At 63.6% G+C, this 14,014-nt stretch carries 13 protein-coding genes; 7 read left to right on the top strand and 6 right to left on the bottom strand.

From position 1 onward, the window contains the following. The first annotated feature begins 748 nt into the window (after positions 1-748). Positions 749-1,636, top strand: a complete 888-nt coding sequence (locus tag OCW50_RS08555; RefSeq protein ID WP_262272320.1) for a PhzF family phenazine biosynthesis protein — start codon at positions 749-751, stop codon at positions 1,634-1,636. A 266-nt stretch (positions 1,637-1,902) separates the two neighbouring features. Next, positions 1,903-2,385 carry a nuclear transport factor 2 family protein gene (locus OCW50_RS08550; RefSeq protein WP_262297171.1) on the top strand — a complete coding sequence of 161 codons (483 nt, stop codon included), beginning with the start codon at positions 1,903-1,905 and terminating at the stop codon, positions 2,383-2,385. A 47-nt stretch (positions 2,386-2,432) separates the two neighbouring features. Here the strand turns inward: OCW50_RS08550 and OCW50_RS08545 are convergent, their stop codons facing one another. From OCW50_RS08545 to OCW50_RS08535, 3 genes are all read right to left on the bottom strand, one after another. After that, positions 2,433-3,404: an ABC transporter substrate-binding protein gene (locus OCW50_RS08545; protein ID WP_262272322.1), complete on the bottom strand. Its 972-nt coding sequence runs from the start codon at positions 3,402-3,404 to the stop codon at positions 2,433-2,435. 137 nt (positions 3,405-3,541) lie between these two features. Continuing rightward, positions 3,542-4,924, bottom strand: coding sequence for a sensor histidine kinase (locus OCW50_RS08540; protein ID WP_262297170.1), 1,383 nt, complete (start codon positions 4,922-4,924; stop codon positions 3,542-3,544). Continuing rightward, entirely contained in the window at positions 4,911-5,588 is a 678-nt protein-coding gene (locus tag OCW50_RS08535) for a response regulator transcription factor (protein WP_262297169.1), read from the bottom strand. Before OCW50_RS08535 ends, OCW50_RS08540 begins: the two co-directional genes overlap by 14 nt. Before the next feature lie 309 nt (positions 5,589-5,897). Between OCW50_RS08535 and OCW50_RS08530 the strand changes: the two genes are divergently transcribed. The 3 genes from OCW50_RS08530 to OCW50_RS08520 all read left to right on the top strand — a co-directional run bounded on the left by OCW50_RS08530 (position 5,898) and on the right by OCW50_RS08520 (position 9,205). Continuing rightward, complete coding sequence (locus OCW50_RS08530; protein WP_262272325.1) at positions 5,898-6,869, top strand: Bug family tripartite tricarboxylate transporter substrate binding protein; 972 nt, start codon at positions 5,898-5,900, stop codon at positions 6,867-6,869. Between the two features lie 200 nt (positions 6,870-7,069). Further along, positions 7,070-7,324: a hypothetical protein gene (locus tag OCW50_RS08525; protein WP_262272326.1), complete on the top strand. Its 255-nt coding sequence runs from the start codon at positions 7,070-7,072 to the stop codon at positions 7,322-7,324. A gap of 201 nt (positions 7,325-7,525) precedes the next feature. After that, positions 7,526-9,205 (top strand): sensor histidine kinase, encoded by a 1,680-nt coding sequence (locus OCW50_RS08520; protein ID WP_262297324.1) that lies wholly within the window; start codon positions 7,526-7,528, stop codon positions 9,203-9,205. Between the two features lie 587 nt (positions 9,206-9,792). On the opposite strand, the gene OCW50_RS08515 is transcribed toward OCW50_RS08520, so the two are convergent. Beyond that, positions 9,793-10,707, bottom strand: coding sequence for a LysR family transcriptional regulator (locus OCW50_RS08515; RefSeq protein WP_262297323.1), 915 nt, complete (start codon positions 10,705-10,707; stop codon positions 9,793-9,795). 131 nt (positions 10,708-10,838) lie between these two features. On the opposite strand from OCW50_RS08515, the gene OCW50_RS08510 reads away from it, so the two are divergent. Both OCW50_RS08510 and OCW50_RS08505 read left to right on the top strand, forming a co-directional pair. Then, the gene (locus OCW50_RS08510; protein WP_262297168.1) at positions 10,839-11,168 is read left to right on the top strand and encodes a nuclear transport factor 2 family protein; all 330 of its coding nucleotides are present in this window, start codon (positions 10,839-10,841) and stop codon (positions 11,166-11,168) included. After that, entirely contained in the window at positions 11,165-11,953 is a 789-nt protein-coding gene (locus OCW50_RS08505) for an SDR family oxidoreductase (protein ID WP_262297167.1), read from the top strand. Before OCW50_RS08510 ends, OCW50_RS08505 begins: the two co-directional genes overlap by 4 nt. A 345-nt stretch (positions 11,954-12,298) precedes the next feature. Here OCW50_RS08505 and OCW50_RS08500 read toward each other — a convergent pair whose 3' ends face one another. After that, the gene (locus OCW50_RS08500; RefSeq protein ID WP_262297166.1) at positions 12,299-13,078 is read right to left on the bottom strand and encodes a class I SAM-dependent methyltransferase; all 780 of its coding nucleotides are present in this window, start codon (positions 13,076-13,078) and stop codon (positions 12,299-12,301) included. Between the two features lie 193 nt (positions 13,079-13,271). Continuing rightward, complete coding sequence (locus tag OCW50_RS08495; RefSeq protein ID WP_262297165.1) at positions 13,272-13,694, bottom strand: ester cyclase; 423 nt, start codon at positions 13,692-13,694, stop codon at positions 13,272-13,274. Positions 13,695-14,014: the final 320 nt, after the last annotated feature.

The following is a 14,014-nucleotide window of genomic DNA, read 5'->3' as shown; positions in this document are numbered from 1 at the left end:
TGTCACGGAGCCATGTCTCGGAACTCAATTGCGTTATCAGGCTCCATGCATTCGCTCCCGACAACGGAGTGGGAAGGAGCGACAGCTCCTGGGGTAAGGGGCTGACGCAAGCCGAAATTCCGCAATCATAGGGTGAGCTGACCTATCTCAGGCCATGCTGAACGCCCCAGTTTGACCTAGAGCATCGGACGTGATCCAGAGGGCCGCGTCAGCGACCCGAAGGGCCACGCCAGTGAAAAGTGGACCCACTTTCGGGATCGATTCCGATGCTCAAGCCTTTGAACGGCGCACCTCTCGGGACCCTGTCTTGGTCGCCCGGCCGAGCCACCACCCCGTCATCACCGGGCTTGTCCCGGTGATCCCGATGCGAGAGGCGCCGCGCTCTTCCGATCGGGATGGCCGGCACAAGGCCGGCCATGACGTGGGGAGGGTGTTCGCACCGCCTCACACCTCCTTCCACGTCATCACTGGGCTGGTCCCGGTGATCCCGATTGTCCGATGCTCCTCTCTTGGCTGGCGCACCGTTCGACGCGAAAAACCGCGTCCACTTTTTCGGACGGTGCGCTCGAGCAGACCCATGGGGCGAACGTCCGGTGGTTCGAGGCGTTGCGATGCCAAGGACAGAAAGCCGATCAGGCCAGCTCCGACAATCAGCAATGATGATCGGTCACATTGCGTCGCTGAATTGGTTCTCAGACGGCTTGGCTGGTAAGATACGCCTGAGCCCAATTGGCTTTCGGAGCCTGCCATGCCTCGCTTTCCATACGAGACTGTCGACGTCTTCACCGACCGTCCCTTTGGCGGAAATCCGCTGGCTGTCTTCACCGATGCGCAGGGGCTGTCCGACGCACAGATGCAGGCGCTCGCGGCGGAGATGAACTACAGCGAGACCACGTTCGTCCTGCCAGCCGACGATCCGGCACAGGATGCCCGTGTGCGCATCTTCCATCGCACGGCCGAGATGCCCTTTGCTGGCCATCCCAATGTCGGCACGGCTTTTGTGCTGGCGCGCCATGGCCGCGACCGTGACGGCGTGCTCCGGTTCGAGCAGAAGGCTGGCCTCGTGGAAATCGCCGTGGAGCGCGATGCGGCCGGAGCGGTGACAGGAGCGGTGATCGCGGCGCCGCAGGCCCTGTCCCTCGGCCTGGAGTTGCCGATCGACGGGATCGCCGCCTGCGCGGGGCTTTCCGTCGCGGATATCGTTACAGCAGCCCACAAGCCGGTGCAGGCCTCCGTCGGCGTCACATTTGTGCTGACGCAGGTCGGGCCGGAAGCTCTTGCCCGAGCGATGCCTGATCTCGCCGCTTTCCGCAAGCTCGTGCGGCTGCATGGCGAACTGGCCGGACGCTTGTCGCTGTTCCTCTATGCGCGTGATGGCAACATGATCCGAGCACGGATGTTCGCGCCGCTCGCCGGTACCTGGGAGGACCCGGCGACGGGCAGCGCCAGCGCCACGCTCGGCGCTCTGCTGCTCTCGCTCGATGGCGGCGACACGGCCGCCTTCACCATGACACAGGGCGTCGAGATGGGACGGCCGAGCTTGCTCAGGGTGACGTCGTGGCGCGCCGAGGATGGCTGTCACTCGCGGGTCGGCGGCAGTTGCATCCCGGTGTTCCGGGGCGAAGCGCTGCTTTAGAAGCGAGAATGCGCCAAGAGCGTCTTTCCGGGACATAAAGAGGAACCCGGGAAGAGCCGCTCCTGGCACGGGGCTGATCTTGGCGGCACTTCCGCACCGCTGGGAGGAGTGGACCTTCATTCAGGTCCGCCGCCCTACCGAGCTTGACCCATTGCGGAGTCCGAGGCACTTCTTCCCCGGAACGGCTTTTCATGGCACTGGCACGCACCGCCTGCACCCATCATGCCCATATCTGCCGCTCCCGTTCCCCACAGAGGACGATTGTCATGCAAGCCTTGGATCCACTCGACCACATCGCTATCAACGATGTCCTCTGCCGATTCTTCCTCGCCTTCGATGAGCGCGATTGGGCGGCCATGGAGACCTGCTTGGCGCACGAGGTGTTCATCGACTACGCCTCCTCGGGCCGCGAGCCGCCCGGCACCATGAGTGGCGCCGAGTTTGTGCAGCGCCGACGCGATGCGGTTGACACCCTTGCCAAGCATCACAGCTTCTCCAACCTGCTGCTGTCGCGCGAGCCGGAGGGCGTGCGGGGACGCTGCAATTACCTGATCCTGAGGTTCGACCGCGAGTTCAAGGAGGAGGGTGAGGACTTCTACCATTCATGCGGAGCCTACGAGTTCCAATTCGGCAAGGCCGAAGGGGCATGGAAGATCACTCGCATCGCACAACGGGCTCTGCGGAGCTGGGGAAACCGGCGACTGCATGGCGGCACGCGCAAGGTCGATGGGCAACACGCGAAGGCCTGACCGCTCACGTCGCAAGGTCCGACCACATGTTCCAGGAGGACGGCGGCTCACCGTGCCGTCATATCGATAAGCGAGCGGCTCCAGTCGGCAATGAACCGTCTGCGCCTTTCGTCGTCCTGAACCGCGAGCAGCGCCGGGCCGATCGCGATCGGACGGGCGATGCCTGCGCGCACGATCGATGCTGCGCCCTCGACCCCGGCAGGAGCCTCTCCCGCAAACCCAAAGAAGAAGGCCTCTTGTTGTGCCAGTGTCTGGCCCCGCCCTGACAGGAGGTAATTGATGAAACGGGTCCCCGCGGCGGCCTTGCCTGCGCCAGCAGGGATCATGGCTCCCCGGCTGAGCACAAGGGTATAATCTGAGGGCATGACCAGTCCGAGCCTGGCGCCGGCACGGACACGGGCGTAGGCATAGGACGCCAGCATGTTGTAGCCGATGAGAATGCGGCCTGCCTCGATCTCATCGAGGATTTCGCCCGTGCAGCAGCGTACGACCGTGTGGGCGCGTCCCAGGCTTTCGAGAAGCCGGCCATAGGTGGTGGTCGTCTGCTGCGAGTCGTTGAAGGCCAGCAGATAGCCGATTCCCGACTGACGAATGTCATAGGTCCCGACCCGGCCCTGGTAAGTCTCGGGCTTCAACCGCAGAAGGTCGGCGATCTCGAGATGTGTTTTCGGGACATCCTCGGCCGGGACCCTGTCCCGATTGTAGACGAACACCACCGGCTCGAAGGTAAAGCCGAACACCTCGTCGCGCCAATTGGCCCAGCGCGGGATCGTCTGGGTTTCCGGCGAACGGACGCTGCCTGCGCAGCCGTCGTTGGCGAGCTTCACCAGTTGGTCGACGCCCGAGGACAGCAGCACGTCGCCCAAGGCCCGGCCGTCCTGACAGGCCTTGAACGCTGCGGCGAAGAGATCGTTCGTGACGTATTCCACGAACTCGATCCGGGTGTTGGGGTTCAGGATCTGGAAGTCGCGGATCAGCGGCTCCATGGCCGGACGGTCGGTCGCCGCGTGGATCGACAAGACCTCCTGCTCGCCTTGCAAGGCCGGGAATGTCGGGGTGGGAATACCTTGAGCAAGGCCGGCCAGAGGTTGGACCGCCGTCCAGAACAGACAAAGGATCAATAGGATAGGTCGACGCGGCCATCTCTTCTGGCGGTTCATGACTTGGGTCCAGTCCTGCTCGGCAGGCTCATGATGACGGTAAAGCCGTTCCTGTCGGCATGGCGGAACGTCAGGCATCCGCCATGTGCAGCCAGCACGTCCGCGGCAATCGACAGCCCGAGCCCGGTTCCCCCCGGCGAAGGCGCGCCGAACCTCTTTGTCACCTGCGGCCACAGCTCCGGTGGGATGCCGGGGCCATCATCCTCCACCTCGATGTTCACGGTCTGGGATTCCTGGCGCACGCGAAGCGTGAGCTGCGTCGGGGCGCCGTGGCGAACCGAATTGTCGACCACGTTCTTCACGGCTTCCTTGAGACTGATGGCATCTCCTTCAATCGTCACCGGAACCGGAGGCAATTCCAGGGAGGTCAGGACGTCGCGGTCGAGCGTTTCCGGCACTGCCTCCCGGATGGCACGCCGGACGACCTCGACCACATCGACCGTCTCCAACGGTACGGCTCCCGCACGATGGTTGACCATGGCATGGCTGAGCAACTGGCCTGCAAGCCGGGACAACTGGTCGACACGCTCCTGCACACGTGTGAGGTGTTGCAATCCCTGAGGCTCCATCGGGTGGCGCGACAGAAGCTGAAGCTGCGCCTTCAGGGCCGTCAGGGGAGTGCGGATCTGGTGCGCGGCGTCGGCGATGAACTGCTGCATGAGATCCATCCGGTCCTTCAGCCGCGTGATGAATTCGTTCGTGGCGGACACGAATGGGCGCAGCTCACGGGGCGTGCTGACGGTGATCAGCGTTACGTCATGGGGATCCCGGTCCCGAAGCGCTGCTCCCACGCGCCCGATGGGTCTGAGAGCGTACCGGATCGCAAAGACCGCACCGCCGAGGGCCAGGACGCTCATGACGATGATGAGCGCGACCGCACGCAAGGTCAGCTCCCGGGCCAAAGCCGTTCGCGCCTCTGTGGTCTGGGCCACGACCACATCAACCCGTCCCTGAACGGAAGGGTCGGAGAAGAAGCGGCCGACCTTCGTCACGCGGACATCAACCCCCTTGAACCGTCCGTCCTGGGCTTCGGGAACGGCCATCGCGGGGGCATCGCTCTCCGGCGTCGCAAGATCGGGGTAGCCGGTCAACGTACCGCCGTCAGGATCGACGATCTTGTAGAAGATCCGGTCACGCTCCGAATTCGCCAGCAACTCGAAGGCCGATACCGGCAGTTCGACGGTCAGCGTTCCGCCCTGTACGGTGAGTGCTTCCGCCATCTGGTAGGCGGCCCCCACCAACAAACGGTCATAGGCGTCGTTTGCGGCCGCACGGGCGTAGTACCAGGCTGCCGTTGTCAGGGCGGCGGCCCCCGCCATCAACACCAGCGAGATGAGGACGATCAGGCGGGTGAACAGGGACGGTTCACGACGGGCCATGAGGAACCATCTGATAGCCGAAGCCCCGGACCGTCACGATCTCGGCGCGTGCGCCATGGAGCTTCTTGCGCAGGCGGCCGATGTACAGCTCGACGGCATTGAAGGACGGGGCTTCCTCGTCGAAGCCGAAGACCTGGTCCAGCAGATCCTCCTTGCTGAAGACCCGGCCGGGACGGGAGGCCAGGATCTCGAGCAGGGTCACCTCACGGCGGGTCAGATGCACCTCGCGCTGGCCGACCCGCACGGCGCGGGCCGACCTGTCGATGCAGATGTCACCGCATTCCAGCAGGTCCGTGGCTTCGCCATGCCGGCGGCGCAGCAGCGCTCGGGCCCTGGCTTCCAGTTCACGAAAGTCGAAAGGCTTCACCAGGTAGTCGTCGGCACCGATGTCGAGAGCGCTGACGCGGTCCTCGACCTCGGACCGGGCAGTGAGCATCAGGACCGGGGCTGTACTTCCCGTCGCTCGAAGGCGGTGCAGGATCGAGAATCCGCTCTGGCCCGGCAGCATCACGTCCAGGATGATCAGATCGTATATTGTATCGTCGAGCGTGACTGCGGCTGCTTCCCCGTCGGTTTCCCAATCCACCACGTGACCGATCCGGGCGAAGTGCTCGACAATCGCCTCCCCGACGTCGCGGGTATCCTCAACCAGAAAGATGCGCATGCCTTCCGTCACCTCGGATGACAGGTGAATGACAGGTTCCGACCCTACGGTACCCAAGAAGCTCGGGCCACACCGAACGTAAGAACAATATTGTAACGGGACGAAACGATGAGGATGCGCCTCCTCCCGGCACTCGCATGCGACCCGACCGATGCTCGGACGGGCGTCGCGGCACCTGCCCGTGCGCACCAGATCCGTTACCCGGGTCCGAAAGCCGCGCGGTTCGAGCCGTTCCCAACAGCATGCACCTGCAACGCAACACGATTTTAGCTCCTCCATGGCGGAGAGAGTTCATAGGGGAGACAGGAAATGTCCTTGGATCGTCGCAGTTTCAACAAAGCCCTCTTGGCCGCCGCCTCGGCCAGCCTTCTGCCTGCCTTGCCGGCATGGGCGCAGCAGCTCACGAGCGTCAAGATCGTCGCTCCCGCGGGCCCGGGAGGAGGATACGATCAGCTCGCCCGCGCGGTACAGGAAGTCCTGATGAGCGAAAAGCTCGCCACGAGCGTCCAAGTCCAGAACGTGCCGGGCGCTGGCGGCACGATCGGTCTGGCCCAGGTCATCAACTCCAAGGAGCGGGACCCATCGCTGATGGTCGCGGGCTTCGGTCTCGTGGGCGCACCGGTGATCAACAAGTCCCCGGTCACCTTGGAGCAGGTTACTCCTATCGCCCGCCTTCAGGGCGAGTATCAGCCACTGTTCGTTGCTGCTGAATCGCCCATCAAGAGCGTCACGGACCTGGTCAACAAGTTCAAGCAGGACCCGGGCTCGGTCACCTGGGGCGGCTTCGCGCATGGCTCTCCCGACCACGTCCTGTGCGGCCTGGTCGTGAAAGCCTCCGGTGGTGACGTCAAGAAGATGAACTATATTCCGGTCGGGACCGGTGGCGAGATGCTGCCGCTGGTGATGAACGGCAAGATCACCGTTGCAACCGGTGGCCTCAACGAGGTCGCTGGTCAGTTCAAGGCCGGCAAGCTCAGGCCGATCGGCATCTCGTCGCCGGAACGTCTGCCCGGCATCGACATCCCGACCTTCCGGGAGCAGGGCGTTGACGCGACGCTGGTCAACTGGCGCGGTCTGATGGCTTCCCCCCATGTCAGTGCCGAGGACAAGCAAGCGCTTGAAGCAGCCGTTGCCAAGCTGGTGCAGAGCCCGTCCTGGAAGAAGCTGCTTCAGGAACGGGAATGGGTTGATCTTTACATGCCCTCCGCACCCTTCGGCGCCTTCATCAAGGAAGAGCAGGCCCGTATCACGGCAATCCTCAAGGAGCTCGGTCTCGGTTAGGAATCGGGTCCACAGCCAACTCATCTGCATTGGCTAAGGCAGGCCGTTTTCGACAGCCGGCCGGATCGATGGTTTCCGATCCCCGAAGGATGCCGGCTCGGGGTGTGGCGGCCCTCACGGGCCGTCGTCCTCGGCATGGGGTTCCATGGGCTCACGACCGACGCCGACGGTATGGGGCCCTTTCGTCGGATACCGGTCATGTGCAGGTTGATTGGCAGGTCTCGGGAGAGCAGGGGGACGGGCTCCTGATCATCGACGGGTGCGAGCTGGGAGGCCCCTCCCTGCCAGCCCAGCCGAGCCCGGGTTTCGGCTCGCGCCTGTTGCGGCAGGCCATCACGCACGAGCTCGGGGGCGAGCTCGCGGCGCGGTTCGAGCCGGAAGGTGTGTGCTGTACCATGACGATCCCGATTGAATCGGCGGGCAGGCGGAGACAGGCTGGAGGTGCGAGCGCCTGAAGCGGACAGCTCTCACCCATGAGACGGCACTCTGCCTGATCGCGTCGCGGCCATACCGGGGCGAAGGACATCGTTCGGGCCTTAACATAAGTCATCGACCCGTCGACAAGCTGCGCTATGATCAAGGGGCAGGCACCCGCAAGGGGCAGGCACCCGAATGCATAACAGGCACGGGATCTTCGAGGAGGACCGACGGTGGCGATGGCGTGGCCGAGGTTGTCCCTGCGCGCGCGGCTCTTCATCCTAACGGCGCTGGCCCTCCTGCCCGCGCTGGCCATCCTGCTCTACAACGAAGTCTCTCTGCGCCGCAGCCGCGAGGCCGAGGTGCAGGCGCTCGCCCTGCGCTTCGGTCAGCTTGCCGCGCTCGAAATGCAGGGCGTCATCGAGGGCATCCATGGGCTGCTGCTGGCAGTTGCCCGTGCCCCGGCAGTACGCTCCTTCGATCCCGCGCTGTGCCGAGCCTACCTGGACGACGTACAGGCGGAGTCCCCGCACCTGACCACAATCACCGTCATCGATCTCCAAGGCACCGTCAGGTGCCGAACCGAAGGCATAGGCCAGAGCCGGCCGCTCGACGACCGGCCCTACTTCAAGCAGGCGCTCGCCACGGGCGGTTTCGTCGTCGGCGAGTACACGGTCAGCCGCATCTCGGGTCGCCGGGGGCTGCCGCTCGCCCTACCGGTCCGGAGCGGAGACGGCAAGACGGTGGGCGTCGTCGCGGCGGGCCTCGACCTGGACTGGCTCGGCGCGCGGCTGCGGCAGCGGGACTTCGCCCGCGGCAGTGCGCTCACCATCGCCGACCGCAATGGCGTCATCATCGCCCGCGAGCCGTTGCCCGAACGGTTCATCGGCACGCACATTCCCGAGCCGTTCCAGAGGCTGGTGCAGGCGTCCGTCCCCGGCACCGAGGAGGTGCTGAGCCAGGACGGCACCCGGCGGGTCATCGGCTACATTCCGCCTGCGGCGACGCCGACCGGACTCTACATCAGTGCTGGCCTCTCGGTCGACGAGGCATTCCGGGCCATCGATCAATCGGCCCGACGCGGCATCGCCCTCACCATCGCCGGGGCCGTGGCCGCTCTTGGCGCAGCCTGGTTGTTCGGGCGCCGCTTCGTCACGAAGCCGGTGGTCCGGCTGGTGAGAACGATCCAAGCCTGGCGCGCAGGCGACCGGGAGGCTCGCAGCGGCATGGCCGCCGATGCCGGTGAGATCGAGTCGGTCGGGGCCGCCGTCGATGGACTGATGGACGAGGTCGCCGCCCGGCAGGCGGAGCGCGACCGAGCCGAAGAGCATCAGCGACTGCTGCTCCACGAGTTGAACCATCGCGTGAAGAACACGCTGGCCACCGTACAGTTCATTGCGTCCCAGACCCTGCGCACGGCCGGCGTCCCGGAGCAGGTCCGGCATGTCTTCGACAGTCGGCTGGCGGCTCTCGCCCGTGCCCACGACCTGCTGACCCGTGAGAACTGGGAGGGCGCGGATCTCGGCACGGTCATTGCCCAGGCGGTCGAACCGTTCAGCAGCCCGGCGGAGGATCGCGTGCATGGGGAGGGACCGGATGTCCGTGTCTCGGCCCAGACGGCGCTGGCGCTCGCCATGGCGTTCCAGGAATTGGCCACCAACGCGGTGAAGTACGGTGCCTTGTCGAACGAGGCCGGGTCGGTCTCGATCACATGGGCTTCCGAAAGGCGTTCAGGAGGCGGCGACAGGATCTCGATCCGCTGGGAGGAACGTGGGGGACCGCTCGTCCATCCACCGTCGCGCCGCGGGTTCGGCTCGCGGCTGCTCGAGCGTGCCCTGGCCCAGGACCTCGACGGCAAGGTCGAGATCGCCTTCGTCTCCACCGGCGTCATCTGCACCGTCGAAGCCTTGGCGGCCTAGCGCATCGGACGGACCCAGCGGGCCGCGTCAGCGGCCCTTCGGGTCACTAGCGTGGCCCGCCGGGTCCGCCCCGAACGATGCGCCGCTTAAGGAAAGGAGCATCGGACCCGAAAGTGGAATGCACTTTCGAGATTGGATCCGATGCTCAAGCCTTTGAGCGGCGCACCATTGAGGGCGAAAATCCGGGTCCACTTTTTCGCACGGTGCGCTGGTGAGGGCTGATTGAGATTCAGGGATCAAACCAAGTCGGGCGACGCAGTTTGCTTTTCTGCGTCGCCCGACTTGCTTAACGGTCCAACAGGATGTTCGGAAAACGAAATGTTTGACTCAGATTCAGCCCATTCTCCTGAGGGCGCGACGCTAAAAGTCTGACGCTACTTTCAGAGAAGACTGACTCTATGAGGATCCGTTTAACAGTAAAGTTCGACTCAAAGGGCGTTTCACCTGTCTTAAGGGCGAATGTCTCTTCTCCTGTGGGAAGCGGACTTCCCGTAGATCGGCTCTTGGCTCACTTTTGACCCGATCTGGACCTTTGCTGGCTGTCTTGAGCAGCGAACACTAGGGTCTGGAATCAATCAGCGTAACGGTTAGGGCGGCCTCAGGGTACCGCTGGCTCCGCTTTGCCGCCGCGCGAAGTCGACGAAAGCCTTGAACGCGGCGGTCGGGTTGCGTCGGCTCGGATAGTAGAGGCTCAAGGGCGAGAGCGTGGGCGTCCAATCCTCAAGCACGCGGACAAGGCGGCCCGCCTCGATGTCGTCTCTTACGTCGGACTCCATGACCAGGGCGAGGCCGAAGGAAGCGAGGACTGCGGTGCGCGCGAGGCTCGCCTCGTCGAGAGTTATGGCGCCCTGGACGTCGATATGGACCGATTTTCCGTCCTTCTCGAACGGCCAGCGGTGAATCGCGCCATTGGGGAGCCGCACGCGGAGACAGGAATGCTCCGCGAGGTCCTGCGGGACCATAGGCGTCCCGTGCGCTTTCAGATAGCTCGGTGTGGCCACCACAACATTGCGCCGCACATCCCCCAAGGGGAGTGCGATCATGTCCGCCGGCACGAGGTCGGCGCTACGAACGCCGAGGTCGAAGCCGCCCGCTACAATGTCCACCAGGCGACCTTCTGTGACGATGTCGACGTGAACCTGAGGATGTACGCGTAGGAAGGGTAGGACCAGCGAAGAAAAGATCTCCCGCGCCGCTGTTGGAAAGGCGTTGATGCGCAGCGTGCCTGAAGGGGTGGCCTGTTGAGAGCGCGCAACCTCCATCGCCTCATGAATGTCCTGCACGGCAGGAGCGACTTGCGCGACGAACCGCTGACCTGCCTCCGTCAAGGAGACACTTCGCGTCGTCCGGTTGAAGAGCCGTACGCCGAGCGTGCGCTCCAGCTTTCCCACCGCATTGCTGAGCGCGGTGGTTGAGACGCCGAGCTCAAGCGCCGCGGCCCGGAATCTCCCCCGACGAGCAACCATGAGAACGGCGTCCAATTCTGTCAGGCTGCTCTGCATGATTGTCCCCATTTTCGTGATGCAACGTTCCAAATTGTCCTGATTATCGCGCCAGCTGTCCATCGCTATTTTCGCTGACACCCGCAGTTGCAGCCGCCCCGGCCGCAACCGGGGCAAGCAGGAGAAGAACAATGACAATCGAACTTCCATCCCCGATTGCCGCGTATGTGGCCGCGAACGCCCGTCTCGATGTAGACGGAATGTTGAGCCCCTTCACGCGCGACGCGGTCCTTTTCGCTGATGGAGGCCGTCACGAGGGCTACGCCGGAATGCGGGCCTTGTTCGAAGAAGCGGTGATCCCGGTCAAGGCGATCTTTACGCCGGATGCCGTTCGCCACGAGAACGGTCCGGTCGTGGTCGAAGGCCTTGCCAATGGCGACTTCAAGGGCAGCCCGATCCGCTTCACCTACCGCTTCACCCTGGACAACGACGCCATTAAGGTCTTGGAGATCACAGCATGACCATCAAGGCTGATCCGACCGAGTTCGCGGGAAAGCGCGTGCTCATCAGCGGCGGCACCAAGGGCCTGGGCCGCGCCACCGTCGACCGCTTCCTCGCCGGCGGCGCCCGGGTGATCACCGCCGCCCGCGGAAGCCTGGATCCCATCGACGGCGTCGAGTTCGTCCAAGTGGACCTGACGACGGCTGAGGGCGGGGAATTGCTGGCCAAGGCCGCGCTTGAGCGTCTTGGCGGAGTCGACATCCTCGCCCACGTGATCGGCGGCTCGTCCACACCCGGTGGCGGCTTCGTCGCCTTGACCGACGATCATTGGCTGTCCGAGCTCAACTTGAACCTCCTGGCCACAGTCCGCCTCGACCGGCTCCTGATTCCGCAGATGATCGAGCGGGGCAGCGGCGCGGTGGTGCACGTCACCTCCATCCAGTCGGTCCTGCCGCTTCCCGACGCAACCACCGCCTACGCTGGCGCCAAGGCCGCGCTCCGGACTTACAGCAAGTCCATCTCCAAGGAGCTGGGTCCCAAGGGCGTGAGGGTCAACGTCGTCTCTCCCGGCTGGATCATGACCGAGGGGACCGATGTATTTCTCAAACGCATCCAAGCCGCCAACGGTGGCACTATCGAGGACGCGCGCCAACTCGTACTGGCCGGCCTTGGCGGCATCTCCATAGGTCGCGGCGCCGAACCCTTCGAGGTCGCCGACGTCATCGCCTACCTAGCCTCGGACCGCGCCGCCGCGATCCACGGTGCAGAATTTGTCATCGACGGAGGCACCGTCCCGACCGTCTGATCACAGGGACTCGTCCACGCTTGGCCAGCTCGGCCAAGCGTGGACAGACGCATGCTCATGCCCTGATGCTCCCAACATCTGCTGTCGGGTCAAAAGGGATCGTCCGCTGCTGGCAGATACTGTTGAAAAAGTCCGCAACTGCCGTATTTCGGCCGATTGGCCTACAGGATGTTGGGCCTGATCTGTCAGGCGGGCCCTATTAGTAGACCGACTTAGCACCGCTCGGGAGTTTTTCAACAAAATCGGCACTCCTGAGACATAGGCGCTTTGTCTGCTTTGGCGCTCGAGAGCTGACGTTCAGCGAGGGGTCCTGAATGCGAATGTCTGATCCGAGTCTGATCTCAGTCAAGATCCCGTTCGGCGCTGTGCAGTGGTTGCCGTGAATGCGATCGTTGTCGTCCAGTAATCTGGATCGCGGGAGAGGTCATAGAACTCGTCGAGTGTTGCCTGGGATATTCCGCTCTCCGCTTTCAACTTATCTGCGACTTCGCGGATTCCGTAATCCCACCATTCCGCGAATGGCGAACCACCATTGTAGAGAATGGCATGCCCTTCGGAGGAGATATCGATCAACCCCTCTGCTTGCAGCCATGCGGGGATGCTGCGACCAACGTAGTAGTCGATCTGGTGGGCTGCTGCCCACTGAATGAATTGCTCCCAGAAGCGTTTCTGGGAGAGGGGCTCGACGGTCCACGTGGGGTAGAAGTCGGGCTCCTGCACGAAAAGATAACCACCCGGCTTAAGCCAGCGGACAACCTTGCTCACCACGGCGCGGCGCTCGGGAAGATGGTGCAGGAGGGCTCGAATTGCGATGAGGTCATAGGGGGCATCCGATGGCTCGTCGTTCACGACATCAAACTTGCGGACTTCCAAATTGCTGGCTGCAATTCCTTGCATCAGGTCGGTACGAATGTCGCTGGCGATGACGTGCCCCGTCGGACCGACGCGCTGCGCGAGCCACTGCGAGAGCGAGCCGTTGCCGGCACCGATCTCCAGACAACGCCAACCGATGCCGACGCCTGTCTCGGACAGATGAAATCGGCTCGATGGGTCAAGCAAGTCCGACATCAATCTCAGTCGCTCCGCTTCGCCCTTCAGATCGTGGCGCCAGACATACTCGGCCATGACAGCCTCCCAGGATGCGTTCCTCTATTGTCCCACAATTCATCCTGGTTGGCAGGATGTCTCCTCAAGCAGGAATACCGGGGATTTCCAAAGAGATGCGGATGTTCTCGGCTCACCCTGGCTGTCGTCTGATCCCCCGTTGCAATGCAAGGCCCTTTTGTGCCGAGGCTGTGATCTGCCGTTGCGACAGACCCTACGAACCGGTTGGAACGCATCCGAGCTGCTGGAAGAGGCCGAGCCGGTCCAACTCGACCCAGTCCTCTTTCAGCTTGCCCCCGACGAAGTGGCCAATGATGATGACGGTCCACGTCACGTTGCGGCCGGACGCGGCGATCCCCTGCCATTCGCCCTGCTGGGTCGCTTGCCAGTGGCCACGCCAGACGCCTCGGTCACCAGCAAAGAACATGTCGTCCAGGGTGTAGGCAGCATTCGGAAATGCGGCGAAGAAGCCCTCCATCGCTGCGCGCCAGGCTGGCAGGCCGTAGATCGTCTCCATTCCCAGCCAGTGTGACGTCAGATCATCGTCCCAGTACTTGTCCAGGGCGTCCAGACGGTGCCCGTTGAAGACCTCGTCGATGTAGGCGCGGATCAACGCCTCGTGCTGGTCTTCCGCCATGATCGTTGCTCCTCCGGATGCTGAAGGTCGACTGGCCCATCTGGTAGTCCAGCACGCGCTGCGGTTGCCGGCGAGTGCTGTTCGGCCCGGAGAGCAGTGGCGCGGTTCTCATGCGCGCCTTGTCGAGCAAGTGACGAGCGCTACTTTATCCGCAGGTCGACTACGCTCGCATAATAGCGCAGACTTTCTCTAAATGCATGAGGCATAGAAAGGGACAGAAGGGCCACAACTGGCACGCCTGAGACGTAGGCGCTTTGTTTCCTTTGGCGCTCGAGAGCAGACGTTCAGTGAGGGGTCCTGAATGCGAATGTCTGACCCGA

Origin of the sequence: Microvirga sesbaniae (genome assembly GCF_025460805.1) — a bacterium.
Lineage (GTDB): Bacteria > Pseudomonadota > Alphaproteobacteria > Rhizobiales > Beijerinckiaceae > Microvirga > Microvirga sesbaniae.
Note: the sequence above shows the minus strand (reverse complement) of the source record. Positions and strands in the feature narration are given on the sequence as shown.

Coding starts and splice junctions, on each gene's coding strand:
- OCW50_RS08495 (WP_262297165.1), bottom strand. CDS start 13,694: ATGGCGGAAGACCAGCACGAGGCGTTGATCCGCGCCTACATCGACGAG.
- OCW50_RS08505 (WP_262297167.1), top strand. CDS start 11,165: ATGACCATCAAGGCTGATCCGACCGAGTTCGCGGGAAAGCGCGTGCTC.
- OCW50_RS08530 (WP_262272325.1), top strand. CDS start 5,898: ATGTCCTTGGATCGTCGCAGTTTCAACAAAGCCCTCTTGGCCGCCGCC.
- OCW50_RS08520 (WP_262297324.1), top strand. CDS start 7,526: ATGGCGTGGCCGAGGTTGTCCCTGCGCGCGCGGCTCTTCATCCTAACG.
- OCW50_RS08500 (WP_262297166.1), bottom strand. CDS start 13,078: ATGGCCGAGTATGTCTGGCGCCACGATCTGAAGGGCGAAGCGGAGCGA.
- OCW50_RS08540 (WP_262297170.1), bottom strand. CDS start 4,924: ATGGCCCGTCGTGAACCGTCCCTGTTCACCCGCCTGATCGTCCTCATC.
- OCW50_RS08515 (WP_262297323.1), bottom strand. CDS start 10,707: ATGCAGAGCAGCCTGACAGAATTGGACGCCGTTCTCATGGTTGCTCGT.
- OCW50_RS08510 (WP_262297168.1), top strand. CDS start 10,839: ATGACAATCGAACTTCCATCCCCGATTGCCGCGTATGTGGCCGCGAAC.
- OCW50_RS08555 (WP_262272320.1), top strand. CDS start 749: ATGCCTCGCTTTCCATACGAGACTGTCGACGTCTTCACCGACCGTCCC.
- OCW50_RS08550 (WP_262297171.1), top strand. CDS start 1,903: ATGCAAGCCTTGGATCCACTCGACCACATCGCTATCAACGATGTCCTC.
- OCW50_RS08535 (WP_262297169.1), bottom strand. CDS start 5,588: ATGCGCATCTTTCTGGTTGAGGATACCCGCGACGTCGGGGAGGCGATT.